This window comes from Maridesulfovibrio sp. (genome assembly GCF_963678865.1).
GTDB lineage: Bacteria > Desulfobacterota > Desulfovibrionia > Desulfovibrionales > Desulfovibrionaceae > Maridesulfovibrio.
Window position 1 is genome coordinate 1,543,855 of sequence record NZ_OY787459.1, and the last position, 22,496, is coordinate 1,566,350.

Annotated in this window: 22 protein-coding genes; 11 read left to right on the top strand and 11 right to left on the bottom strand. The window is 47.3% G+C overall.

Going from position 1 to position 22,496, the window contains the following annotated elements; genetic code table 11:
• The first annotated feature begins 4 nt into the window (after nt 1-4).
• From kdsB to ACKU41_RS07235, 5 genes are all read left to right on the top strand, one after another.
• Nucleotides 5-748 (top strand): 3-deoxy-manno-octulosonate cytidylyltransferase, encoded by a 744-nt coding sequence (kdsB, locus tag ACKU41_RS07215; protein ID WP_319780665.1) that lies wholly within the window; start codon nt 5-7, stop codon nt 746-748.
• Nucleotides 745-1,869, top strand: coding sequence for a glutamine-hydrolyzing carbamoyl-phosphate synthase small subunit (gene carA / locus ACKU41_RS07220; protein WP_321404821.1), 1,125 nt, complete (start codon nt 745-747; stop codon nt 1,867-1,869). The genes kdsB and carA overlap by 4 nt, the downstream gene beginning before the upstream one ends.
• 31 nt (nt 1,870-1,900) lie before the next feature.
• Complete coding sequence (locus ACKU41_RS07225; protein ID WP_321404822.1) at nt 1,901-2,701, top strand: tetratricopeptide repeat protein; 801 nt, start codon at nt 1,901-1,903, stop codon at nt 2,699-2,701.
• A gap of 186 nt (nt 2,702-2,887) precedes the next feature.
• Nucleotides 2,888-3,427, top strand: coding sequence for a D-glycero-beta-D-manno-heptose 1,7-bisphosphate 7-phosphatase (gene gmhB / locus ACKU41_RS07230; protein WP_321404823.1), 540 nt, complete (start codon nt 2,888-2,890; stop codon nt 3,425-3,427).
• Nucleotides 3,420-3,851, top strand: coding sequence for a hypothetical protein (locus tag ACKU41_RS07235; protein ID WP_321404824.1), 432 nt, complete (start codon nt 3,420-3,422; stop codon nt 3,849-3,851). The genes gmhB and ACKU41_RS07235 overlap by 8 nt, the downstream gene beginning before the upstream one ends.
• A 149-nt stretch (nt 3,852-4,000) precedes the next feature.
• Here ACKU41_RS07235 and ACKU41_RS07240 read toward each other — a convergent pair whose 3' ends face one another.
• Complete coding sequence (locus ACKU41_RS07240) at nt 4,001-5,017, bottom strand: methyltransferase (RefSeq protein WP_321404825.1); 1,017 nt, start codon at nt 5,015-5,017, stop codon at nt 4,001-4,003.
• A 47-nt stretch (nt 5,018-5,064) separates the two neighbouring features.
• Entirely contained in the window at nt 5,065-5,523 is a 459-nt protein-coding gene (locus tag ACKU41_RS07245) for a MarR family transcriptional regulator (RefSeq protein WP_321404826.1), read from the bottom strand.
• A gap of 241 nt (nt 5,524-5,764) precedes the next feature.
• On the opposite strand from ACKU41_RS07245, the gene ACKU41_RS07250 reads away from it, so the two are divergent.
• Together ACKU41_RS07250 and ACKU41_RS07255 are read left to right on the top strand one after the other, a co-directional pair.
• On the top strand, nt 5,765-6,898 hold the full coding sequence (locus ACKU41_RS07250; RefSeq protein WP_319780672.1) for an alpha/beta hydrolase: 1,134 nt from the start codon (nt 5,765-5,767) through the stop codon (nt 6,896-6,898).
• A complete protein-coding gene (locus ACKU41_RS07255; protein WP_321404827.1) occupies nt 6,895-7,773 on the top strand; it encodes a VacJ family lipoprotein in 879 nt (292 codons plus the stop codon). The genes ACKU41_RS07250 and ACKU41_RS07255 overlap by 4 nt, the downstream gene beginning before the upstream one ends.
• Before the next feature lie 39 nt (nt 7,774-7,812).
• Here the strand turns inward: ACKU41_RS07255 and ACKU41_RS07260 are convergent, their stop codons facing one another.
• Together ACKU41_RS07260 and ACKU41_RS07265 are read right to left on the bottom strand one after the other, a co-directional pair.
• On the bottom strand, nt 7,813-8,649 hold the full coding sequence (locus ACKU41_RS07260; protein ID WP_319780674.1) for a DUF4198 domain-containing protein: 837 nt from the start codon (nt 8,647-8,649) through the stop codon (nt 7,813-7,815).
• A 112-nt stretch (nt 8,650-8,761) separates the two neighbouring features.
• Nucleotides 8,762-9,739: a helix-turn-helix domain-containing protein gene (locus ACKU41_RS07265; protein WP_321404829.1), complete on the bottom strand. Its 978-nt coding sequence runs from the start codon at nt 9,737-9,739 to the stop codon at nt 8,762-8,764.
• A 111-nt stretch (nt 9,740-9,850) separates the two neighbouring features.
• Here ACKU41_RS07265 and ACKU41_RS07270 point away from each other — a divergent pair, with 111 nt between their 5' ends.
• Nucleotides 9,851-10,396, top strand: a complete 546-nt coding sequence (locus ACKU41_RS07270) for a cysteine hydrolase family protein (RefSeq protein WP_321404830.1) — start codon at nt 9,851-9,853, stop codon at nt 10,394-10,396.
• Here the strand turns inward: ACKU41_RS07270 and ACKU41_RS07275 are convergent.
• From ACKU41_RS07275 to msrB, 3 genes are all read right to left on the bottom strand, one after another.
• Nucleotides 10,393-11,325, bottom strand: a complete 933-nt coding sequence (locus tag ACKU41_RS07275; protein ID WP_319780677.1) for a multidrug resistance efflux transporter family protein — start codon at nt 11,323-11,325, stop codon at nt 10,393-10,395. The genes ACKU41_RS07270 and ACKU41_RS07275 overlap by 4 nt on opposite strands.
• Before the next feature lie 38 nt (nt 11,326-11,363).
• Entirely contained in the window at nt 11,364-12,176 is an 813-nt protein-coding gene (locus ACKU41_RS07280; RefSeq protein ID WP_321405249.1) for a glycosyltransferase family A protein, read from the bottom strand.
• A gap of 73 nt (nt 12,177-12,249) precedes the next feature.
• The gene (gene msrB / locus ACKU41_RS07285) at nt 12,250-13,263 is read right to left on the bottom strand and encodes a peptide-methionine (R)-S-oxide reductase MsrB (protein ID WP_321404831.1); all 1,014 of its coding nucleotides are present in this window, start codon (nt 13,261-13,263) and stop codon (nt 12,250-12,252) included.
• 563 nt (nt 13,264-13,826) lie between these two features.
• Between msrB and ACKU41_RS07290 the strand changes: the two genes are divergently transcribed.
• Nucleotides 13,827-14,765 (top strand): substrate-binding domain-containing protein, encoded by a 939-nt coding sequence (locus tag ACKU41_RS07290; RefSeq protein ID WP_321404832.1) that lies wholly within the window; start codon nt 13,827-13,829, stop codon nt 14,763-14,765.
• A gap of 49 nt (nt 14,766-14,814) precedes the next feature.
• Here the strand turns inward: ACKU41_RS07290 and ACKU41_RS07295 are convergent, their stop codons facing one another.
• The 4 genes from ACKU41_RS07295 to ACKU41_RS07310 all read right to left on the bottom strand — a co-directional run bounded on the left by ACKU41_RS07295 (nt 14,815) and on the right by ACKU41_RS07310 (nt 19,185).
• Nucleotides 14,815-15,177 (bottom strand): hypothetical protein, encoded by a 363-nt coding sequence (locus ACKU41_RS07295; protein WP_319780680.1) that lies wholly within the window; start codon nt 15,175-15,177, stop codon nt 14,815-14,817.
• Between the two features lie 147 nt (nt 15,178-15,324).
• Nucleotides 15,325-16,683, bottom strand: a complete 1,359-nt coding sequence (locus ACKU41_RS07300; protein ID WP_321404833.1) for a deoxyribodipyrimidine photo-lyase — start codon at nt 16,681-16,683, stop codon at nt 15,325-15,327.
• The gene (locus tag ACKU41_RS07305; RefSeq protein ID WP_321404834.1) at nt 16,683-18,230 is read right to left on the bottom strand and encodes an SDR family oxidoreductase; all 1,548 of its coding nucleotides are present in this window, start codon (nt 18,228-18,230) and stop codon (nt 16,683-16,685) included. Before ACKU41_RS07305 ends, ACKU41_RS07300 begins: the two co-directional genes overlap by 1 nt.
• Complete coding sequence (locus ACKU41_RS07310) at nt 18,223-19,185, bottom strand: DUF523 and DUF1722 domain-containing protein (protein WP_321404836.1); 963 nt, start codon at nt 19,183-19,185, stop codon at nt 18,223-18,225. The genes ACKU41_RS07305 and ACKU41_RS07310 overlap by 8 nt, the downstream gene beginning before the upstream one ends.
• A gap of 216 nt (nt 19,186-19,401) precedes the next feature.
• Here ACKU41_RS07310 and ACKU41_RS07315 point away from each other — a divergent pair, with 216 nt between their 5' ends.
• Both ACKU41_RS07315 and ACKU41_RS07320 read left to right on the top strand, forming a co-directional pair.
• On the top strand, nt 19,402-21,867 hold the full coding sequence (locus ACKU41_RS07315) for an ATP-binding protein (protein ID WP_321404838.1): 2,466 nt from the start codon (nt 19,402-19,404) through the stop codon (nt 21,865-21,867).
• Nucleotides 21,868-21,982: 115 nt separating this feature from the next.
• On the top strand, nt 21,983-22,366 hold the full coding sequence (locus ACKU41_RS07320; protein WP_321404839.1) for a pancreas/duodenum homeobox protein 1: 384 nt from the start codon (nt 21,983-21,985) through the stop codon (nt 22,364-22,366).
• The last annotated feature ends 130 nt before the right edge of the window (nt 22,367-22,496 follow it).

Genomic DNA, 22,496 nt, shown 5'->3' on the forward strand with positions numbered 1-22,496 from the left:
TTTAATGAGTATAACTTACGGATGTTATGGCATAATCCCTGCCCGCTATGATTCAAGCCGGTTTCCCGGTAAACCGCTGGCAGATATATGTGGAAAACCCATGTTCTGGCATGTCTGGAACCGGGCCTCCAAATGCCCGGAAATGGACAGAGTAGTTCTTGCCACTGACAGTGAAATCATAATGGAAGCTGCAGAGAAATATGGTGTTCCGGCCGTTATGACTGCATCGGACCACACCAGCGGTACTGACCGAGTGCTGGAGGCGGCCCGCAAACTTGAGCTGCCTGCAGATTCCGTTGTAGTCAACATTCAGGGAGATGAGCCCTGCCTTGAACCGGCCATGATCAGCGAGCTGGTCTCACCTTTTGCCAAAGACGGAGTCCGGGTTACAACTCTGGCTTCACCAATCTGTGCGCAGGAGGCAAAAAGTCCGGACCGGGTTAAAGTAGCACTTGCAAAAGATGGCCGGGCGTTATACTTTTCCCGCTCACCCATTCCATTTTCCCATCAGGGTGACGGGGATTACCTTCTACATATCGGCCTTTACGGTTTCCGCATGGAAGCCCTTGAAACCTTTGCCGGCACGGATGTTTCACCTCTGGAAAAGAGAGAGAGACTGGAACAGCTCCGACTGCTGGAAAACGGAATACCCATCCATGTCACCATTACCGAACACTCCTGCCATGGAGTGGACCGTCCCGAAGACCTGGATACAGCCATTAAGATTCTTGAGAGGGAGAAAATATGAAAGCCATTCTGGCACTTGAAGACGGCACCTACTTCGAAGGCTCCTCCTTTACCGGCCCTGGCGAGTCCGGCGGCGAAGCCATCTTCAATACCGGCATGACCGGATATCAGGAAGTCCTTACCGACCCCTCCTACACCGGACAAATGGTCTGCATGACCTACCCGCTAATCGGCAACTACGGCATTACCAAAGAAGATATTGAATCCGCAAAAATCCATGTTGCCGCTTTTATAGTAAAAGAATGCTGCAAGCATCCTTCTAACTGGCGTTCTGTAATGTCCCTGCCGGATTACCTCAAAGAAGCCGGGGTAATGGGCATTGAAGGCATCGACACCCGTGCGCTGACACGCCACCTGCGCCTCAATGGCGCCATGCGCGGTATTATTTCCACCGAAGAACTTGACCCGGAGAAACTGGTTGCAAAAGCAAAGGAACTGCCCACCATGGAAGGACAGAACCTTGCCGACACCGTAACTTCCGAAACCTGCTATGCATGGCAGGACGGTAAGCCCGTTCCGGTTGAGATTTTTTCCGGATACAACTGGAGCAACAAAAAACCACGCCTTGTTGTAATTGATTACGGCATTAAGTGGAACATCCTGCGTCTGCTGGATGCACAGGGCTTTGAGGTTCTTTGTGTACCTTCACATTACAGTGAAGAACAGGTCAGGTCACTTGAACCTGATGCAATTTTCCTTTCCAACGGGCCCGGTGACCCGGCTGTTCTCGACCGCGCGGTCAAAAGCGCCAAGTCCTACTGCGAAGATCTGCCCGTAGCGGGAATCTGCCTCGGACACCAGATTCTGGGACAGGCTCTCGGCGGTAAAGCCTTCAAGCTGAAGTTCGGTCACCACGGCTGCAACCACCCCGTTATGGACATGGAGAGCAAGAAAATTGAAATTTCTTCGCAAAACCATGGCTTTTGCGTTGACATTTCCGACTGTTCCGATCTTAAAATCACCCACAAGAATCTTAATGACGAAACATTGGAAGGTTTTGCCCATAAAAGCAAACCGATCATCGCCATCCAGTTTCACCCGGAAGCAGCTCCCGGCCCGCACGACAGCTGCTACTTCTTTGCCAGATTCCGTAAGCTGGTAAAAGAAGCAACCGGAAAATAAACAGCGGTAAATCAATACGTCGGAGACAGATATGTCCGGTGAACTGACCAATGCCAGAAAAAAACTGGCAACAGTACCTTCCCTGCTCAAGCAGCAAAAAGCCATGGCTGCGGTACAAGCGGCATATGATGCTGTACTGATTATGTGTAAAGGCGGTTTGATGAAATCCGAGCGCGAGGAGTTTCAGGAGCTGATTGACAGCACTGTACACATCCTCAACAGCGATAAAAAGCTCAGGGAAGACTATCCGCTCATAATCAACTATGCTCCCGGAGAAGAAAAAGCACTCCTTGAAACATTACGTGAAATTCTGCATGAACTGCAAAAAAACGTAAGTGCAGGAGCGCAGCAACTTCTCGCGGCCATGGAAAAGCGGAAACGGGATCAGCTGGAGAAAGGTCAGGCCCTTATTGAAGAAGACAAGGTTGACGAAGCTCAGAAGCTCTTCAATGCTTTGGTCAGAGAATTCAAGGATGATACCGAACTCAGGGCTGAAATTGCTGACAAGTTCATTAAGTCCGGGCTTTACAACGAAGCTCTTGGATATCTGGAAGAAGCGCTGAAGAACGATCCCAATGCGATATTCCTTTACAACCGTATCGGAATTGTACTGCGCAAGATGAAAGATTTTGAGGCTGCTGAAAAATACTACCTCAGGGCCTTGAAAATAAACAAGAAAGACGAGTATCTCTACTTCAATACCGGCCGCCTTTATTACGACTGGAAGAAGTGGGACAGGATGGCTAAAGCTGCATCCAAAGCACTTTCCATCAACCCCAACTTTGCCGAAGCGGAGAAAATGCTCAAATTTGCCCAGAAGAAAATAGGTTAAGAATTCCTTCGGCGCGATAATTTCAGGCACCGCTCAAATCTGTTCACTGCAGAGTTGTGATAATGGTTTTCTCGATTTTCCTACAAACTTTCAGTAGGCAATCGCTTTAAGCAAGGCTGGGCATCTTTTAAATAATATTCAAAGGAGGACTGTTTTTCAGTCCTCCTTTTTTAGTGAGAGCAATGTATGAAATTTATTCTGCTGGACCGAGACGGGACCATAATAGTTGATAAGCATTATTTGAGCGATCCGGACGGCGTAGAACTTTTCCCTAATTCTGCACGAGGCCTGAAAGCCATGCAGGATGCCGGTTATACGCTCCTTGTAACTACCAATCAATCAGGAATTGGTCGCGGTTATTATTCGGAAGACGATATGCATGCGGTAAACGCTCGCATGGCAGAACTGCTGGCAGAACACGGGATTGAATTCAAAGCCGTCTACTTCTGCCCTCACTCACCGGATCAGAAATGCAACTGCCGCAAACCGGCTCCGGGCATGTTTGATCAAGCCATTGCGGAGTTCGGCATCAATCCAGAAGAATGCTATGTCATCGGTGACAAGCTCTGTGATGTGGAACTGGGGATGGCCCGCAAGGCCAAAACCATTCTGGTGCGTACCGGAAAAGGCCTTAAGGAAGAACCCAGATGCGTAGGTAAAGCGGATTTCATTGCTGATGATCTGCTTGACGCCGCAAACTTCATAAAAGAATCTACCAATGAATAAGATCCTTACTCTAAAACAATTTCAGGATCTCGCGCTGGAAATGATTTCCCTTGAGCCGCATGTGGAGATAACCTCCGAAAACTTTCACATGGGCGATGAAGACAAAGGAATTGAAAAAATTGCCGAGGTTTATGGCTTCTCGCGTCATAGCAAGCCGGGCTATGAAATAATTTTCGACTGGGTTGCCAAAGGAAATCTGGACGGTTTTCTTATCGATATGTTTGACTTCACCATTTTCCCCCACAAAAAAGGCGACTTCTGCCCAATCTTCAAGGGCGCAACAGTTTTGGATGATTACAAGGAACCCTTTGAAGGGCACGAAGTGGCTCAAAAAATTATGGAACTTGTAAAACCCGAGCAATGGACCAGGTGGATTGTCGAGTACCTCCCTGAACCGCGCATGCTGGTTGATATGGAAGATTAAAAAACATCGCAGCCGTACTATTAAACTAGACGGTACAGCCATAATATAAAAATTTGGGATTCTTAAACTTTTAGCAAACAGTTTAAGAATCCCGAAAAAAGCCACTAAAGGCAAAACCAATTTGTAAAACGCTTTAGCGTTACAAGTTCCTAAATTTTCTGGGCTGAAACCAGTATGATTCCTTTGCTGGAATCGCTCCATGTCCTGCGAAAATTACCAAAACCGCACTCCCTCAAATCATTTTCCAGAGCATCAGGTTCAATAAAATGTGAAAAATATCCTGCAAAAGTTGTGATAACCTCCAGCGAAGCAATGGTCTGGGTGGACATAGGACTTCCGGACTTAGCGTAATGATTAGCACAAAACCAGCCCCCGGGTCGTATGGATCGGGCTATCTTTTCCAGCAACGGCTTCATATTGCCCCGGCAGGCATAAAGAACATGTGACGTAAAAATCAGATCGAAATTCTTTTGAGGGAGTTCATCTTCGCACATATCAAGACCGACGGTGCTGATCCGCTTGCCGTAGCCCATTTCCCGGCAGCGCTCCTCAGCCAAGGGAACTACATGCGGCAGGTCTAAAATCATTCCGTCCATTTTGGGATTACGGGACAAAATCGCCATGGTATAGTTTCCGTGATTCCCGCCAAGATCCCCCATAAGCCGAAAATCATCAAATCCGGGCAGATTGCTGATGGCAGAAACTGTCTCATGCAGTCCGCTGCTCAAAGACTCCTGAGCAGTCCCTTCCATGGCATCAGCAGCTCCCCAATTGTTATCGGTTTCATCCCGCTTGCTGACTTTTCCTTTCAGCAGATTTCCCATGTCTCTGTTTACCGCAGTGCAAAAATCCATAGTCAATCCCATGGCTACCCCCTGATAAAGAGGCGATGTGCTGACCAGATATTCAGTTGATATATGAGTATTGGAAAACCGGCCATCCGTGTTTTTAACCAGATCGCATGCCTCCAGCAGGTCAAGCATTGACTTTAGCTTAAGCTCATCAAATTCAAAAAATTCCGCCAACTCTTTTGCACTTGCCGATTTCATTTCAAGGGTATCAAAAAGTTTAAAATTAACAGCTTCCATTATGGCCTGCGAGGTCACTCCGCGTATGATCAATCCATGTACCGGTGAAAAATCTTGCTCAGGTTTGGGATAATTCATGGAACCCTCCGAAAGTGTTTAGCACATAAACACTCTGGTTAAAAAAATTATTTTAGATAGTTATCCATCCATTCATTCATTTTACTACAGATTTCATCAAACACCAGCAGCTCCTCTTCTGTCATTTCCTGCAGAAAGTTGATGAAGGCACGGTCATGGCTCAAGTGGAATTTGTAATGGTTGTCACTGGCTCTTTTGCCCAGTTCAGTGAGACGCAAAATCACTTTTGAGCCGTTTTCAGGATCAGGTTTTTTAACCATCAGCCCTTTTTTCACCAATTTGCTGACCAACTGTGAAGTGGCTCCTTTCGTGACCCCGGACTCCCGAGCCAGCTCTGTCACACCACATCCTCCAAGCTGATCAACAGTTGAAAGAGTATGAATTTCTGAGGGATAAAGTTCTATGCCAATCCCGAAATCAAAGGCCCTGCGCTCAACCATGTTGTACTTTACCAGTACCCTGCCGATCTCCCGCATGTGGGGAATTATTTCTTCTACACTTCTCATAGCTACAGTGTTTAGTTGCTAAACAGATTTATGTCAACCTTGAATTTACAAACAATTTAACTATTGCTACATATAAAAGATGTCAAAAGTACTCTATGGGCCGGGAAAAAAGATCTTATTCGTGTTTTACGCACTGATATTGATCATGTTCTGTGTGTTCGCTTCTGCGCATGCGGAAACAAAGCAGTTTCCCATTACAGATCCTTACAAAGCAACAATTTTCGGCACCCCTCCGGAATTGATGTATAAATTAAAAAAACCAGTCAAGCCTGATGAATGCGAGATTGTAATTGATGAACGCAGGATTCCGGACATTTTCTGGTACGATGAAAATTTTTACTACTCCACGGCCATGCAGGAAGGTGAAGCCCCCCTGCTCTTCATAATTGCCGGAACCGGATCTGAACATGATTCCACGAAAATGAGATTCCTGACCCAGCTTTTTTATGAAGCAGGGTTCCATGTGGTTGCACTTTCATCGCCTACCCACATGAATTCCGTAATCAGTTTTTCCAAATACGCAGCCCCCGGCTACGTCCCCTACGATGTGGAGGACCTTTACCGGGCTATGAAATGGATTAAAGCCGACCTTGAAGGTGAATATAAAATTCGGAATTACAGCATCACCGGGTACAGTCTCGGGGCCATGCACTCGGCCTTTCTTGCCAAGCTTGACGAAGAGCGCAAGGATTTTCATTTCCGGCGGGTATTGATGCTCAACCCACCGGTGAGCCTGTACTCATCGGCACTGCGCTTTGATTCATGGCTCAGCCCGGAAAATCTGGGGAAGAGAACACCACGGCAGGTAATCGACAACCTTATTAAAGCTTTCTCGGAAATCTACGTCCAGTCAGATATTGTCGACCTTGATGACAACTTTCTCTATGCCCTTTCACAGCACAAACATTTTTCGGAAATGGACATGCGGGCCATTATTGCCGCAGCATTCAGGATGTCGTCCTCAAGCATGATCTTCAGTTCCGATGTATGCCTCAATGCCGGGTATATCGTCCCGGTTAACAAGCAACTCGGCGTGGGAGATAACCTAATGCCCTACATCCGGGTGGCGGCGGCCATAACATTTGAGGATTACGTGGATGAGTACCTACTGCCTTACCTGCAATTTATTAAACCGGGAACAACAAAAGGAGAGCTGGTCAAAAACTGCGATCTCAGCAGTATCAGTGATTACCTGAGCAAATCAGAAAAAATTTTCGTTCTAGGCAATGAAGATGACATCATCCTGAACAGTGCGGATGTTGAATTCCTGAAAAAGACCTTCGGGCAGCGGGCCATCCTCTTTCCACATGGCGGACATTGCGGCAACATTATGTTTGGCCCCTTTGCCCGCAAAGCGCAGGAGCTGATCAGATGATGCGCAAACTACTCTGCCTCATTATGCTCTGCCTGCTGCTTCAGGGCTGTGCCACCATAATCAAAGAGGATCCCTCTTTGACCTTGAAACCGCAGGGGTTCATTGCCCCGGTATCCCGTGCTCCGATTGAGGGTAAGGAAAAGAAACTTGCAGCCCTCCACTTTCTGGATGTGTACGATCCGTGGGATTCCATGAACCGCCACATCTATTCTTTCAACGCCCGTTTTGACCGGGCCATCTACCTTCCGGCAGTGGACGTTTATACCACTATCCTGCCGCCTCCGGTACGCGATGGGGTGACCAACGCGGTCAATAACCTTAATGAAGTCAAATCATTTACCAACGGAATCCTGCAATTCAATGGAGAAAAGACTGGGCGCGCCTTTTCCCGTTTTGTAATTAATTCTTCCATCGGACTGCTGGGCATATTTGATATCGCCTCAATGTGGAACCTGAAAAGCATGGAAACAGGTTTTGCGGACACACTCGGCGTCTGGGGAGTGCCACCCGGACCATATGTGGTCCTGCCTATTCTCGGCCCCTCCAACGTGCGTGATTCAGGCGGAGCACTGGGTGATTTCGCCTTGCTCTGGTATGAAATGAACTGGGTTTACGACCTTGCCGGGGTAACCGATGGACGCACAGCCATCGGTATTGGTGAATCCACCATCCGTGGACTTAATCTGCGCGCCAATGTTCCTTTCCGCTACTACCAGACCGGATCCCCCTTCGAGTATGATATGGTCCGCTTTCTTTACACAAAAAAACGTGAGCTTGATATGGAGCGCGAAGAACTGGGCAGTTCCTCTGCAGGTAAGCCTTACATGAAAAAGGAATTTGATACCCCACGCAAGAACCGGGAGCTTGAAAGGTAATCAAAAGATCCTCCGGCAGGGCCGCCGGAGGCATCTTAGCTAATGACTGTCAATTTTGGGCCTTTTACGTTCATTAGGAACTTCGAAAACCAGTGTTGCGGTCTTCTTTTCCTGCATAAAATCAGGGCTTTCCTTAATGGGTTTTTTCTTGGTGAAAAAGCGTACAAACCAACGTCCGCTCACATCAATAGGCAATTTAATTTTACCGTCAAAAATATGCTGCCGCTGAATGTACATATCTTCAGCCTGAGTGGAAAATCCCATGTAGGTGGCATCCCAGTAGCCATCGCCTTCATAAGGCTTGCCGTCCATATAGACCTGCATTTCCAGAACATCACCCTTCTTTAGCATGGACACATCTTTGGCCGGAACCAGCTCCATGGGCATCCCCACTATGGCCGGAAAAACAGCGGAGGGATTCTCGCAGGTAACATAGGTTTTGGTCCACTGGCTGCTGCGCAGGCTGGAGACAATCTTTGATGCCCGTTCTGCCACGCTGCTCATAGGCTTGATGGAATGACGCTTGCGGTCTTTCTTGTCCATCCAGGTGGTGAAATGCCCCGGATTGGTTGCTGCGGTAAGCACGTATGTTCCGGGCATATCATAATCGATCACATAGGAATGCAACGATTTTTCATCACGCAACTTGACGTCATACCTGTTGTTATTAGGCTTGATTACAGTTACGTGGTTGAGCTTCTTCATGCGTACGGCATCATCCACCGGGATATGATGCCCGTAACAGAAAAAGAGAGGAGATTTCTTGCCTTCAGAAACATGATATCGCCCAGCCTGAATATACAGGGAATGGGCAGACGCCACCGCAGGCAGAAACAAAGCCAACGCCATAAAAAGAGAAAGCATTTTTTTAAACATCTGAGAATCCTTCAAGTTGTTTCAGTTACATGAGCCTTACGAGAGGTAACGAAATTCGTTTTCATTATCAAGAAGTTTAGACTTAATCTTATTCTGGCGATATGAATGTTGTTTATTTCATTCTACTGAAACGACTGCGATATTCGCGAGGACTTAGCCCGGTCATCTTTTTGAACAATCTACGGAATGACGACGGGTTATCATAGCCCACAAGCACAGTGATCTCGTCCACGGATGTGGAACTTACCTCCAATAGATGGCGAGCCGCCTCAATGCGCAATTGCTGCAAATAATTATTGGGAGTCATGCCTGTGGCCCGTTTGAAACGGCGCAGTAAAGTACGTTCGCCAAGCTGTGCTTTTTCAGCAAGTACCCCGCTGCTGATCTCTGAACTGTAATTGTCCTGCATCCACTCCTGCACCCGGTTTATTTCCATATCCGCAAAGCCTTTGTTGCAGACCTTGTTTTCAAACATGAAATACGGGGTCTGCACATCTCGGGTGGAATCCATGACCAGCATTTTAGCGCAGTCAGCAGCAGCATCCCGGCCCATAAAACGAGCAACAATGTGCAAGGCCAGATCCTGCCAGGCCATGGCTCCCCCGGCACAAATATAACTGCCCCCGTCAATAAGCATACGCCGGACCTGAAGATCTACGTGCTCAAACCGTGATGAAAAATCCGGAGCCAGCTTCCAGTGGGTGGTAGCAGGTTTTCCATCCAGCACTCCGGCCCGAGCCATTAGGAAAGATCCCGCACAAGCCGAGGCCAGAATAGTTCCCTGCTTCCCCAAGTCCGCAATACATTGCATAAGCGAACTATTAGCCAATAACGGCTCTATCTCTCCGAAAACAGGAGGCAGTACAAGTATATCAGGCCGCACATCGAGTATGCTCCCGCAGACCTGTAGGGGTATCCCGACATATCCGGTCACGCTCCCGCCTTCCGGGCTGACTATATCCAAACCAGTAAAGCATTCCCTTCCTGAAGACTCTCTGGCCAGTGAACTGGCAATACTCAGGATCTCCAACACTCCGGAAACAGCACTGACCAGACAATCGTCATAAGCGAGAACAGCAACACTTTTCATGAGTCTATTGTCATTTTCAGCATGCTTATTGTCAATACTGACACTTATATTTTTTTACGATTCAGACAGAATAACTCCAACTTGAACTCAAAACCTGCCAAGGAGAAACAAATGAATAAGAAAGCACTGATCATCATCGACATTCAGAACGACTATTTCCCCGGCGGGAAATTCACTCTCGACCACAGCGAACAAGCCGGAGCTAAAGCTGCTTTAGTTCTTGATTATTTCAGGAAAAACAAACTTCCGGTAATCCACATCCAGCATATATCCGTGAAGGAAGGAGCTTTCTTTTTCCTGCCGGAAACCGAAGGAGTTGATATTCATGAATGCGTGAAGCCGCTTGAAAACGAAATCGTAGTCCGCAAGAATTTCCCCAACAGCTTCCGGGAAACCAACCTTGAGGCTGAGCTGGAAAGACTAGATGTAAACGAACTGATCATTTGCGGAATGATGAGCAACATGTGTGTGGACGCCACCACCCGTGCAGCCGCAGACAAAGGCTACAAATGCACGGTGGTCCATGATGCATGCTGTGCAGCCAACCTTGAATTTGACGGTATAAAAGCCGGATCAACGGAAGTTCATGCCGGATTCATGGCCTCGTTGGGGATGTTCTATGCCCAGATGGTCAGCGCGGGGGAACTGGTCGGCTAACGCACGTTCTGAACCCGGATGTAAAGCACTAATCCCAGCATGGTCAGGCCGATTCCGATCCAGCCCAGCATTCCGGGCAGAGCCCCATGCAGGAGAATTACCTCCCCGGCCAGCGAAAAAATAACTTCCATGGACTGGGTACAGTCTGCTGCGGCCAGTTCTGCTGCGTTCCGGGCCTTGTGCCGGGCATAAAGAAACAGACTGGTTGCAGCTACACCTGAGAACAAGGCAACAAGAGCGGTATTGATAATTTGCCCGGTCTGCGGAAGAGCTGGCCGGGTAAACAATATTACCCCGGCCCACAGAGGCATCGAACCGAGAGTAAGCAACAGGACACGACAAAAGGGATCATCCATGACCGGGTCTTCAAGGGCGGGAATAATTCTACTGCCGCCGTTACGGGCTTCCCAGACCAGTTGGTTTCCGAAAGGATAAGCAAATGCGGCTATAAAAACCGGGATAGCCCCCAAGAGAACCGCATTCAGGGAACTATCCTCCATACTTTCTATATTGACCAGCAGAACACCGGCAAAAATTATCAGGGTCAGCAGCATGGCCCGCAAAGGTATTTTCTTGCCGAACCCCAGTAAAACCAGCGGGGTAGCAAGAATAGTTGTCTGCCATGTTGCTGCCACCACCCATCCGGGTGTGTACGAGGCACTGAAAGTGATCAAAGCGTAAAAAACACCAAATCCCACCCCACCTGCAATAGTCCAAAACGTAAAATGCCTGAAATAAATCTGAATTGAGCGAACCAACATTTTTTTGCGAAATAATCCCAGCCCGGTAAAAAGGAAGCCCAGCATCCAGAAATAACGCAGGCTGGCAGACCAGACCCAATGTCCGCCATCAAGACTCATGGCCCTGTTAAGCACAAAAGTAGTGCTGAAAAATAAAGCTGCCAGAATACCAGTCAAAATTATCTGCATCAATATCTCCGTGAATTAATTGCTTCCACCATTCCTGATCATGGTCGATAAGTCGTTAACATACTGAGTTCCTCGGCGGTGGGAATATAGCCGCGCCGGAATGATGGAGCGTGGGCACGTCTGTACAGGTGGTCAGAGGCCCAGCGGACAACTGAATCATGAAAAAAACCGGGATTGTTCAAGACGATCATGGCCTTGGCCACACCGTCTTCTTTTTCAGCCTGATAAGAAAAATTTAATTCATGACTATGGTGGACATACAGTGGGTGTGGAAGACGTCTGAATTTCCCCCCGGCCATCAGGCACTGCACCCAGTAATCCCAATCCTCATAAGCAGTGTTCTCCCGGTAGCGAACTCCCCCGTCCCATAACTCCCGCCGATAAACAGCGGCAGAAGCAACCGTATTCTGGGTCCGCAAATGAAGTGGATTGAAATCAGGAAGAATACGTACAAATGTTTTTTCAGGACTGACCTCGCGATAATCGGAAAAGACAACCGAGATCTTCGGGGTTGTCTCAAGAAGGTTGATGCTTTTTTCCAGAAAATCCGGCTGCAATTCATCATCGGGATCAAAGCACAGCAGATATCTGCCCGAGGCTTGAGCCAAACCGTGATTGCGAACAGGACCGGGCCTGCCGGACCTTGGCGGTGTCAATATTAAAAAATTACTGCAATCAATTCTTCCTGCCCACTTACCGGCCTGCTCTCGGGAATCGTCACTGCTGCCGTCATCCACAAAAATAATTTCCACCTCCGCAAGGGAGACGGTCTGAGCAGCAATAGAACCGAACAACCGGTCAGCGAAACGCCCGTAATTATAATTGGGTATGATGATGGAAAGCAGGATCATGTTCAAGACAGATACACCACACGGCTGCAACTACGCAAGCAGCCCGATACAATATGCACCGGGCTGATTCAGGCTATTCGAATAACTTCAGATATTCCCCGTAACCTTCGCTTTCCAGCTCATCCAGCGGAATGAACCTCAGCGATGCGGAATTAATGCAGTACCTAAGCCCCGTAGGTTGGGGACCGTCATCAAAAACATGCCCCAGATGTGAGTCGGCCTTTCGGGAGCGGACCTCAACGCGAGTCATAAAAAATGAGCGGTCTTCCTTTTCCACAACACTCTGTCCTTCGATGGGCCGGGTAAAACTGGGCCACCCTGTACCGGAATCAAACTTGTCCCGGGAACTGAATAGAGGCTCACCGGAAACAATATCCACGTAAATCCCATCTCTGTGGTTATCCCAGAACTCGTTTGAAAAAGCGGGTTCTGTTCCGCCCTCACGGACGACCTTGAATTGCAGGGGGGGCAGTGTTTCACGTAACTTCACATCATCCGGCCTCGTATAGCTTTCCTCACCAAGACTTGAGGATTCACTTTCATCTTTTCCTCCCCAATGATCTTCCGCAAATGCATCCCTGCCGGACATGAACCGGTACCAATTATAACGTACAGGATTCTTTTTGTAGTAGTTCTGGTGATACTCCTCGGCCGGATAGAACTTATCAAACGGAATCAGTTTCGTTGTCAGCGGCTTTTCAAATACATTTGAACCGTCAATCTCCTGCAGCAGTTCGGCAGCAATCTTCTTTTGCTCTTCATCACGGTAAAAAATTGCTGAAGTGTATTGCTCTCCGCGGTCATTAAAGGAACCTCCTGGATCTGTCGGGTCATGATGCCGCATAAATACACGCAGGATGTCCTTGTAGCTTACTTTACGATTATCGAAGCGAACCTGAACGGCTTCCAGATGCCCGGAACTGCCAGAACTGACCTGTTCATACGTAGGATTTTCCAGATGTCCACCGGAATAACCGGAAATGACTTCCTCAACCCCGTCCACTTTTTCAAGGTCAGACTCTACGCACCAGAAACATCCGCCTGCCAAGGTCGCTGTTTCATAATTATCAACAACCTTCTGCATCATACTTTCCCCTTTGTTTTCTCCAGCTAAAGCATATACTGTAAACAAAGCCACAATTGACAAAATTAATGGGGCTATTTTTTTCATTAGCTACCTCACTATTAATTACTATTATTAATAATAACTTTAGTCCTACTGTCAATTGCTTATGCCATGAAAAGCCGAGCCTTTCCTGATCAGGTTATGCTGAGCCAAATTTTTAAAACCGGTTTATCTAATAAAAAGTTAAAATATGTAAAAGATAACGCTTCCTGTTTATGAATGAAATGTTATCCTTTGTCTGTTAAAGACAGTTTTGCTTTATCGCAAAAGGCTGGTAAAAAAGAGTAGAGAATTGCTTTTATGTAAAAATAAATCCGCATCCATGCTAAATTGAAAAAATAATCCATTTCTGATGCGTAAAAACTTTACAACAAGATAAATTGCGATAAGCTAAAAACAGCCCCGTCAATAATAAATCTTAGTATTATTATTTTCTAATTATGCCTGATTACAAAAAACATCAAATAAAAACAGCAGCAGCGTTGCGCCGATACTTACTCACGGCAATTTTGCTGACATTTTACATGCTGTGCTATCCCACCACAAGCAATGCCCAAAAAACCGTAGTGGTCATTCCGAAAGCCACCATTATGCACTTCTGGAAAATAATATGTCTCGGAGCACACAAAGCTGTTCAGGGTGAAGACGTAAACCTTATCTGGCGTGGTCCAAGAGTGGAAAACAAAGCAGACGCTCAGATACATTTACTGAAATTTTATACAGAAAAAAAAGTTGATGCCATAGTAATTGCTCCTTCAGATAAGGAAAGGCTGAACCCATACCTTGAAAAAGCCGTAAAAGCAGGCATCAAAGTGGTCATCATCGACTCCCCGGTAACCTCGAAAGCGCCTCACGCGTACATCGCCACAGATAATTACAAATCAGGGACGATCGGCGCAGAGCTTCTGGCAAAAAAAGTCTCGCAAAAAGGGCCTCTGCTGCTCATTGGGCACAAGCCGGAAAATGGGGCTTCCTACCTGCGAGAACAAGGCTTCATCAATAGGATCAATGAGCTCATACCGGGCAGATCAATCATCCGCATGCACATGAAGGACGGGAGTGAACGTGAGACAAGAATTGTGGTGGAAGAAATCCTTACAGCCATGCCTTCCATAGCAGGTATCTTTTCAGTGAATGAACCTACTTCCGACGGCGTTCTTCATGTTTTAAAAAAACATGCTGATATTAAAATCCCCTTTGTTGCTTTCGACTACAACAAGAATCTGGAAAAGGGAGTAAAAGAAGGCAAAATATGTGCCCTGATAACCCAGAAACCTTATACAATGGGGTTCTTAGGAGTAAAAACAGCCATGGACCTTCTCTCCGGTAAAAAGGTAATCAAAAAAATGGAAAGCCCTGTAACTGTAATAACATCTGAAAATATGGACCGTTCCGATATCATCACAGGGCTGCACAAAATGACTGTTAAAGAAAGGTCAGACTGTCCCATATGCTTCAACTAAAAAAGCCGGCTGAAAAAAAGCCGGCTTTATTATCATATACCAGATTTCATCAACCGCCGAACCATCCAGGAGCCAGAACTTCCATGGCTTTAGTATAGTGAACACGCAGGTCTTCCAGCTTACCGGATATGACTTTTTCCTGTTCACCAAGACTGGTCGGGCAGACATCCTGCATTTCTCCAACTACAGCTTCCAGTTCTTTCATGGTAGATTTAAGCAATATGATCTGATCTTTGAGGCTTTCTGATTTGTCGTCAGCCAGAACATCATAAAGCCGGGACTTCCAAGAGTTCAATTCCATCTCAAGCCCTTTGCAATAGTGCTTTACAGCTTTCTGTTTCGTATCCTCAGTACTGCAACCATCAATACCGACACAACTGGGGCAGGGGCCCGGGTAATCCATATTCGCCATAACAGACCTCCAAATAATAGATTTACGTATTGCTCCTATTATATCATTCAGAATCAATTATAGGTATTGGTTTTTAAAAAAATAAAACCAATAAACATCTACAGTTCTAAAAAAGTTAGCGTTTAAACAGATGTTCTCCATCCCAATTTAATTCCCTTCAAAAGCCCTATCCGCCCACTTCTTGATATACGCGTCAACATCAAATTTGCGGCGGCAACCACGCTCATTCATATAGCGGACTGAACCGAATACCGACCGTTTTTTCCAGCCACGGTCATGCAGTCCGGCCACAGACCAAAGAGCGCCAACGTAGCCGTTCGGATCACGTCCATCCAACTGATACCGGTCATTTAAAGTAATAATTATCCGCAGGGCTTCTTCCGGAGAATCAGACCATTCCAGAATTTTCTTGGCCCAGTACATACGCATATAACCGTGCATGTATCCTGTCTTTACCATCTGCAACTGGGCAGCATTCCAAAGTGCGGAATGGGTCAGGGCCTGCTCAAATTCAGTATAGGAATATAAATAGATCCTGCGGTCTTCAGCATGCTCAGCCAGAGTTTTCAAAGCCCATTCCGGGGCCGAATCCAAAGAATCATAGTTGGGTGTATACAGGCAGAAATTTTCCGCCAGTTCGCGGCGGACAATCAACTCTTCAAGATATGCATCAACACCCTCCCCCGAAGGTCGGGCTGCTACAGAAAGAGCCGCCCGCTGCGGAGCCAGATGCCCGAAATGATAGTATGCGGAAAGATGTGAGACAGCTTCCGAGTTGGGATCATTACGCTCATATGCATACCTGCCCAGCTTCTCGGCCACGAAAACATCTAAAGCGGAACGTGCCTGAGCTTCCCCCGGAACCAAATCAACCGGGCCGACCTCCGCGTCAACAACTACGTCTCGGAGAACCTGCTCCCAATTCACCGGCGGAGACTCTCCGGTTTCCCCTTGTGCCGCCGAAAAATCGGGAAATTCTTCCAGAAACTCAGGGAGCAACCTATGGATCTTAGGCCTGATGGTCCGCGCAGAGAATTCCCTTTTCTCAGAGACAAAACGGGCCGGAACAATATTGTGTCCGTCGACTTCAATTAAAGGCACATTTATTTTGCGGGCCACAGCTTCCTGCCACTGCTGCTTGATCCGCAAGGGATCAAAATCAGTAACAACAACCCCACATTCCACACCGCTGACAAAATCAGGCAGAACCTGATCTGCAGCTCCGCTCAACAGCACAAACCGATATCCCAGATTCCGCAAATCTTGCTCCAGTTGCTGCAACCCTTTGAGCATGAAATCATAATGCCGCAAGGTTGCTCCGAGAAATGAAGGGACAAGACAAAAAACAACAATCAACTGCCTGTTCTCTCCTGCCAGTTCTCGGGCATGAAGCAACCCCCAATTGTCGCGGATACGCTGCTCCCGGCTCATCCAGTAGATTACCGGCCCATCTGCCTGCTCGGCTTGGTTCAATTGCAGAATCCTCCTGCGGTCAACCTTAAGCACTATGCCCTCCCCTTAGTTCCGGGAATGCGGCAGCGCGGAGCCGGGCCTTTCAATAATTCAGGTCCCTCCATTATCCGGCTGCCGCTACGCTCGGCAAGAGACCGGGCCATCCCCTTAAAAACAACCGAATGCAACGGGTACACTGCCCACCAATAAAAAATTCCACCTAACCCACGGGGCAGAAAGCGTGCCGTCATGGTTAATTCCGTATCCCCGGCAAGGGTATTCTCAAGACTGAATTCCAGCAGGGCCTCACCAGGCAGTTTCATTTCAGCCAGCAGGAGCAACCGTTCGCCCTGCTGCACATCCAGTACCCGCCAGAAATCAAGGGCATCCCCTATTTTTATTTCGTCCGGGCTCCTGCGTCCACGCCGTAGCCCAACCCCTCCGACAAGCTTATCCAGCCAGCCGCGCAGGGACCACAAGGAATCACAGCAATACCAGCCTTCGTCTCCGCCGATGGAAACTATCTTTTCCCAGAGCCGGGCAGAACTGCCCTGCAGCTTAATACGGTAGGCTGAATGGTAAACGGTTCCGCCGGAATATCCGGCATCCCCGCAGGTTGCCCATTCCGGGGTATCAAGGGTCCCGGCATCGGACCAGCAGGTATCGACAACTTCCTGCTGCACCTTGTTCAAAGCGCGGCGGATTGCGGTGCGGCAGTCGGTCAACTCACACGGCATAATCTGACGAATACGAAAATCCTTGCAGACCACCCGGTTGCGCAAACCCAAAACCAGCGGGGTTGCCAGCGAAACCGGAACCGGAGAAACCAAGCCCAGCCAGTAAGACGATAGTCTGGGAGAAATAAAAGGCACCGGTATGATCAGTCGTTTGCGCAATCCGGCTTCCTGCTGGTAAATGCGGAACAATCTTTCATAAGTCTCAATGTAAGGTCCGCCGATGTCATAGTTTTCACCGACGGTCTCAGGATGATCAAGACATCCTGTCAAATAAAACAGCACATCGCGGATACTGATGGGCTGGCTCTCGGTACGTACCCAGTGAGGCGTAATCATCACCGGAAGACGGTCCACCAGATAACGGAGGATTTCAAAGGAAGCGCTGCCTGAACCGAGAATCACCGCCGCCCTGAGCACAGTACATGGAATACTTCCACTGGAAAGGATCTCCCCCACTTCGGCACGGGATTTAAGGTGATGGCTGATATTCGGATCATCCGGAATTATTCCACCCAGATAAATAAGTCGCTCCACACCGGCCTGCTCTGCGGCTAGAACCGTATTCTGCGCGGCCAGACGATCCTTTTCGGCAAAATCAGAACTGCCGGGTTGCATGGAATGCACAAGATAATAAACGCAGCAACACCCCTCAAGGACGTTCTCGAGGGATTCCCGGTTAAAAAGGTCAGCCTCGGCTATTTCACAATTTTCATGAAAACTGTACGGACGGTTACGAAGCTTCGCGGAGGACCTGCCCACTGCCCGTACCGTCCAGCCTTTTTCCAGCAGTTGCGGTACAAGACGGCCACCCACATATCCGGTGGCCCCCAATACACAGATAATCCCTTTTTTTAGCTCAGACATGATTCCTCAGCATAAGTTCCGCAGGGTACGGGTTGAGGTAAAACTGTTGCTGCAAATATTCTTTATCATACTTACGCACATAATGATTAAGCATAGTGATCGGGACGATCAATGGAATCAGCTGTTTATGAAAGCGGTCTATCAATTCGAGCATTTCCTGTTTTTCATCTGCGGAAATATCTTTTTTGAAATGACCCAAGGCGTGAGTCAAAACGTTCACATGCTTTTTCACCGTAGGCCTGTATATCAGAGCCTTAAACAGCAGAGCTGAGTACTCTCCGCTAATTGCAACAGGATCAGCGCTACCGGCAGACGCAACCAGTTTGCCCATGCGACGATAAACGGCCTCATTATGGGCCATTATCAACATTTTATGCCGGGTATGAAAATCAACCAGCTTTGCAGCGGAAAAGGATTCAGATACGTTATCGCGCCAGCGTTTGAACGTGAAAATACGGTTGATAAAATTTTCGCGAATCCCATTATCATGCAGCCTTCCGTCATCCTCACAAGGCAGATCCGGAAAATGATCCATAACCATGCGGGCCCATATTCCGGTGCCGGAATAGAAAATACGCCCGTCTTCATGAAAAACCTTCATACGCCCCATGGCGTTGGAAGGAGAACCATGCTTGAAAATATAACCGCATAAATTCTCCTTTTCCAGCAAAGCAAGTTTTTTGCGCCCCCACTCCTGCATGCGCTCGGTCCAGTCCTCCCCGGAATTACGCCCCAGCAGACGGGGATTCTCAATCTCCCCCACCAGTCGTACAGCCTCACGGGGAACTCCCATGCCGCATTCCATTTCAGGACAGACCGGAACCCACTCCACATAAGGACCCAGAACATCCCTGAGATAGCGATCCAACTTGTGCGCACCATCATACCGAACTTTTTCTCCCAGAAGACATCTGGCGATCCCTAGTCTGATTTTATTATTTTCGCTGACATTCATATACGGACTCCTCTGCATATAGCACCGTTTTAATATAAAATAACCTATCGCCAAAATTAAAACCAGCACCGGATAAATATTAACCTGCTACGGGCGGAATCAACGTTTAAGAATTTTGCAAAAGGATAATCTTTTTTTCATTCTTTAATGGAAAAACAAACCTCTTTGGTTTACTATCAACATTCTGGAAACCTATTAAAATTACCAATCAGTATTATGAGTGAGCAACTGAACAGATCTCAAGCAAAGCTGAAAAAAGCCCGTCAACAGGCCCTTGATGCTGAAAAAAACATCAAGGCTTTGCTTGATGCCAACACTCAGTCAATTCTTCTTCTTGAAAAGGACGGCAGGGTTATACACGTTAACCGGACAGTCGCCGAAATTCTGCAGACCACTCCTGAAGCCCTTATCGGTAAAGATATTTTTAATTACCTCTCCCAGAATCTGGCTCTTTCACGCCGCGAACAGCTACTGAAAGTGGTAAACACCGGAAAACCGTTACAATTTCAGGATATCCGTGACGGCAGAACAATCCTTCATTGCCACTACCCTGTTTTCGAAGGGAATGAAGTCAGCCGGGTGGCAATCTATGCTGAAGACATTACAGAAATAGTCAGCAAAGAAAACGAGCTTAAGCGGATAAAACACCTGCAGTCCGTACTTCTCCAGATCATGAGTCAGTCCAATTCCGCCGATACGGTAGACGAGCTGCTGGAGTCGATTCACAAAATAATGTTCAGGGAGTTAAAGGCCGGAAACTTCTTTATTGCGCTTATCGATCAGCAGAACGAAAGGCTTAATTTCACTTATTGCGCTGATGATGATGTCAATGAATATCCTCCTATTGAAAACATAAATGATCCCGCCAACACCCGGATAAGTCTTTTACCGATCCGGGAAAACAAAATTATAAGTTTAACTCGAAAAGAAATAATTGATTCTGTAGACAAAGGAACAATTGAAGTACACGGACGCATCCCGGAGATATGGATAGGTATCCCCTTGCGTCTTCGCAAAAAGACCATCGGGGTGCTTGTGGTCCAGGACTACAATAATGCCGAAGCTTTTTCAGATGACGATGTCCGGCTTTTTTCTGCCTGTTCCGACCAGATAGCCAATGCCATTGAACGCAAAAAACTTGATACAACCATCAGGGATAGCGAAGAATTGTACCGGGCTTTTTTCGAAGACAACCACTCGGTCATGTTCATCATTGATCCAAGCAACGGAAGCCTGGAAGATGCCACAAATGCCGCTGCAAAATTTTACGGCTATACCCGCAACGAAATGAAATCAAAAACCGTCTTTGATCTTAATCAGCTGTCCAAAGACATGATGATCTCTAAAATGGAGGAAGCCAAAAAAAACAGGCTGTCCAAGTTCATTTTCCAGCATCGTCTTGCAGACGGTCAGATCAGGGATGTTGAAGTTTTTTCCGGACCTTTTAAATTCAAAGGCAAGACGCGCCTGATATCGATCATTCACGATATCACCCAACGGCTAAAATATGAAAGAGAGCTGTCCAAAGCCAAAGAGGCTGCAGTGCTCGCCAGTAAAACCAAGGATGAATTTCTGGCCAATATCAGCCATGAAATCAGAACCCCGCTGAACGGAGTTATGGGCATGCTTCAGGTCATGAATTCTGCAGACCTGAACAAAGAACACAGAAATTGCATCAATGTAGCACTGCAGTCATCACGAAACCTCCTGCGGGTACTTGACGACATCCTTGATCTTTCAAAAGTGGAGATGGGAACTCTGGACATCCTGGAAGAAAATTTTTCCCTGCGGGACCTGCTCAGCGAATGTTTAGCCCTCTTTGAACTTCAAGCCGGGGAAAAAGGAATCAACCTGTCGTACACCATAGATCAGGATATAAAAGACAGATATCTGGGTGACGAAGGCCGGATAAGGCAGATCCTTTTCAACCTTACAGGCAATGCCATCAAATTTACGGACCATGGCTCAGTCACCGTAAAAGTCTCTTCGGAAGCAGGAATTTCAGAAGGCAGGCGCAGATTATCATTCACAGTAACCGATACGGGGATAGGCATACCGGAAAACAGTCTGGACCGCATATTTGACTCCTTTACCCAGGTCGACGGTTCCCTTTCCCGCAAATACAAAGGAGCCGGACTGGGGTTATCCATTGTAAAAAGACTGGTCGAGCTGATGGGAGGTTCCATCGGGATTAAAAGCTCTCTTGGCAAAGGGACTTCGGTTACCGTCACAATCAAACTGAAAACTGCGCCAGAAGTTAAGCCGGACAAAAACATCATGCCTGAAATTACCGGGACAGTTGCCAAACTAAAAGTAATGTTGGTGGAAGATGAAATGGTCAACAGAATGATGGCCCGAAAACTTCTTGAACGCATGGGGCATGAAGTCCTCTGTGCCGGAAACGGGGCCGAATGCATTGAAATGATCGGCAGTAACAACGTTGACGCAATCCTCATGGACATACAAATGCCGATAATGGACGGTCTGGAAGCCACCCGGATCATCCGCACTTCTGAAGATTTGATAAAAGTACGGGATATCCCCATAATAGCTCTCTCCGCCCACGCCAACAAGGAAAGCAAAACTTCCGCTCTTGAAGCCGGGGTTAACGGTTATCTGTGCAAGCCATTTGAAATGAAAGATCTTGAAAAGATTCTGGTCGAAACAGTCCAACGCAATTAGCTTTAATCCGCCGAAAGAACAGTCCTGTAACAGTTGACACGATAAGGTTTTCAAAGCATTTAGAAGTGCTTGGCGGATTATGCAAATTTACGAATAAAAAATGACCGGAGTTAGCATGACTCAGTATGCTGATATTTTTAATCAGGAAATGATGAACACCCTTTTTCCCAAAGACAGGACCGACCAGTTTTTTGAAGCTCTTTTCGGAGATGCCGAAGAAGGAAGCTATGACATTTCACTGTCCTATGCCGGAGATAAAGAGGACACCGTCCATTTTGAGCTGCAGCTCCACCAACGTCCCGGATGTTGTCTGGCCTGCAACCTGACTTACGGGCTGCCTCAGGTTTTCTCGCGTCACCCTATTATCAATATTCAGAGTATTGCAGAAAAAGTAGGTGAAGCTGTTGGTAAATCTGAAAATGTGAGCTGGCAGTTGGGTTCTACGCAGGAAAAGAGCAGACAGCTTCATGTAATCCCACTGGTCGTGCGTCTAAGCTAGTCTATTCATTAATTCAAAAGCCCGCTCCCCGTTTGCGAGAAGCGGGCATTCGATTTTAAACAATTAATAACTCATTAAAGTCGGAATTAAGTTGAATCAGACTCGACGAAAAGGTATTATCAAAGATAAG

Coding starts and splice junctions, on each gene's coding strand:
- kdsB (WP_319780665.1), top strand. CDS start 5: ATGAGTATAACTTACGGATGTTATGGCATAATCCCTGCCCGCTATGAT.
- carA (WP_321404821.1), top strand. CDS start 745: ATGAAAGCCATTCTGGCACTTGAAGACGGCACCTACTTCGAAGGCTCC.
- ACKU41_RS07225 (WP_321404822.1), top strand. CDS start 1,901: ATGTCCGGTGAACTGACCAATGCCAGAAAAAAACTGGCAACAGTACCT.
- gmhB (WP_321404823.1), top strand. CDS start 2,888: ATGAAATTTATTCTGCTGGACCGAGACGGGACCATAATAGTTGATAAG.
- ACKU41_RS07235 (WP_321404824.1), top strand. CDS start 3,420: ATGAATAAGATCCTTACTCTAAAACAATTTCAGGATCTCGCGCTGGAA.
- ACKU41_RS07240 (WP_321404825.1), bottom strand. CDS start 5,017: ATGAATTATCCCAAACCTGAGCAAGATTTTTCACCGGTACATGGATTG.
- ACKU41_RS07245 (WP_321404826.1), bottom strand. CDS start 5,523: ATGAGAAGTGTAGAAGAAATAATTCCCCACATGCGGGAGATCGGCAGG.
- ACKU41_RS07250 (WP_319780672.1), top strand. CDS start 5,765: ATGTATAAATTAAAAAAACCAGTCAAGCCTGATGAATGCGAGATTGTA.
- ACKU41_RS07255 (WP_321404827.1), top strand. CDS start 6,895: ATGATGCGCAAACTACTCTGCCTCATTATGCTCTGCCTGCTGCTTCAG.
- ACKU41_RS07260 (WP_319780674.1), bottom strand. CDS start 8,649: ATGTTTAAAAAAATGCTTTCTCTTTTTATGGCGTTGGCTTTGTTTCTG.
- ACKU41_RS07265 (WP_321404829.1), bottom strand. CDS start 9,739: ATGAAAAGTGTTGCTGTTCTCGCTTATGACGATTGTCTGGTCAGTGCT.
- ACKU41_RS07270 (WP_321404830.1), top strand. CDS start 9,851: ATGAATAAGAAAGCACTGATCATCATCGACATTCAGAACGACTATTTC.
- ACKU41_RS07275 (WP_319780677.1), bottom strand. CDS start 11,325: ATGCAGATAATTTTGACTGGTATTCTGGCAGCTTTATTTTTCAGCACT.
- ACKU41_RS07280 (WP_321405249.1), bottom strand. CDS start 12,176: ATGATCCTGCTTTCCATCATCATACCCAATTATAATTACGGGCGTTTC.
- msrB (WP_321404831.1), bottom strand. CDS start 13,263: ATGATGCAGAAGGTTGTTGATAATTATGAAACAGCGACCTTGGCAGGC.
- ACKU41_RS07290 (WP_321404832.1), top strand. CDS start 13,827: ATGCTGTGCTATCCCACCACAAGCAATGCCCAAAAAACCGTAGTGGTC.
- ACKU41_RS07295 (WP_319780680.1), bottom strand. CDS start 15,177: ATGGCGAATATGGATTACCCGGGCCCCTGCCCCAGTTGTGTCGGTATT.
- ACKU41_RS07305 (WP_321404834.1), bottom strand. CDS start 18,230: ATGTCTGAGCTAAAAAAAGGGATTATCTGTGTATTGGGGGCCACCGGA.
- ACKU41_RS07310 (WP_321404836.1), bottom strand. CDS start 19,185: ATGAATGTCAGCGAAAATAATAAAATCAGACTAGGGATCGCCAGATGT.
- ACKU41_RS07315 (WP_321404838.1), top strand. CDS start 19,402: ATGAGTGAGCAACTGAACAGATCTCAAGCAAAGCTGAAAAAAGCCCGT.
- ACKU41_RS07320 (WP_321404839.1), top strand. CDS start 21,983: ATGACTCAGTATGCTGATATTTTTAATCAGGAAATGATGAACACCCTT.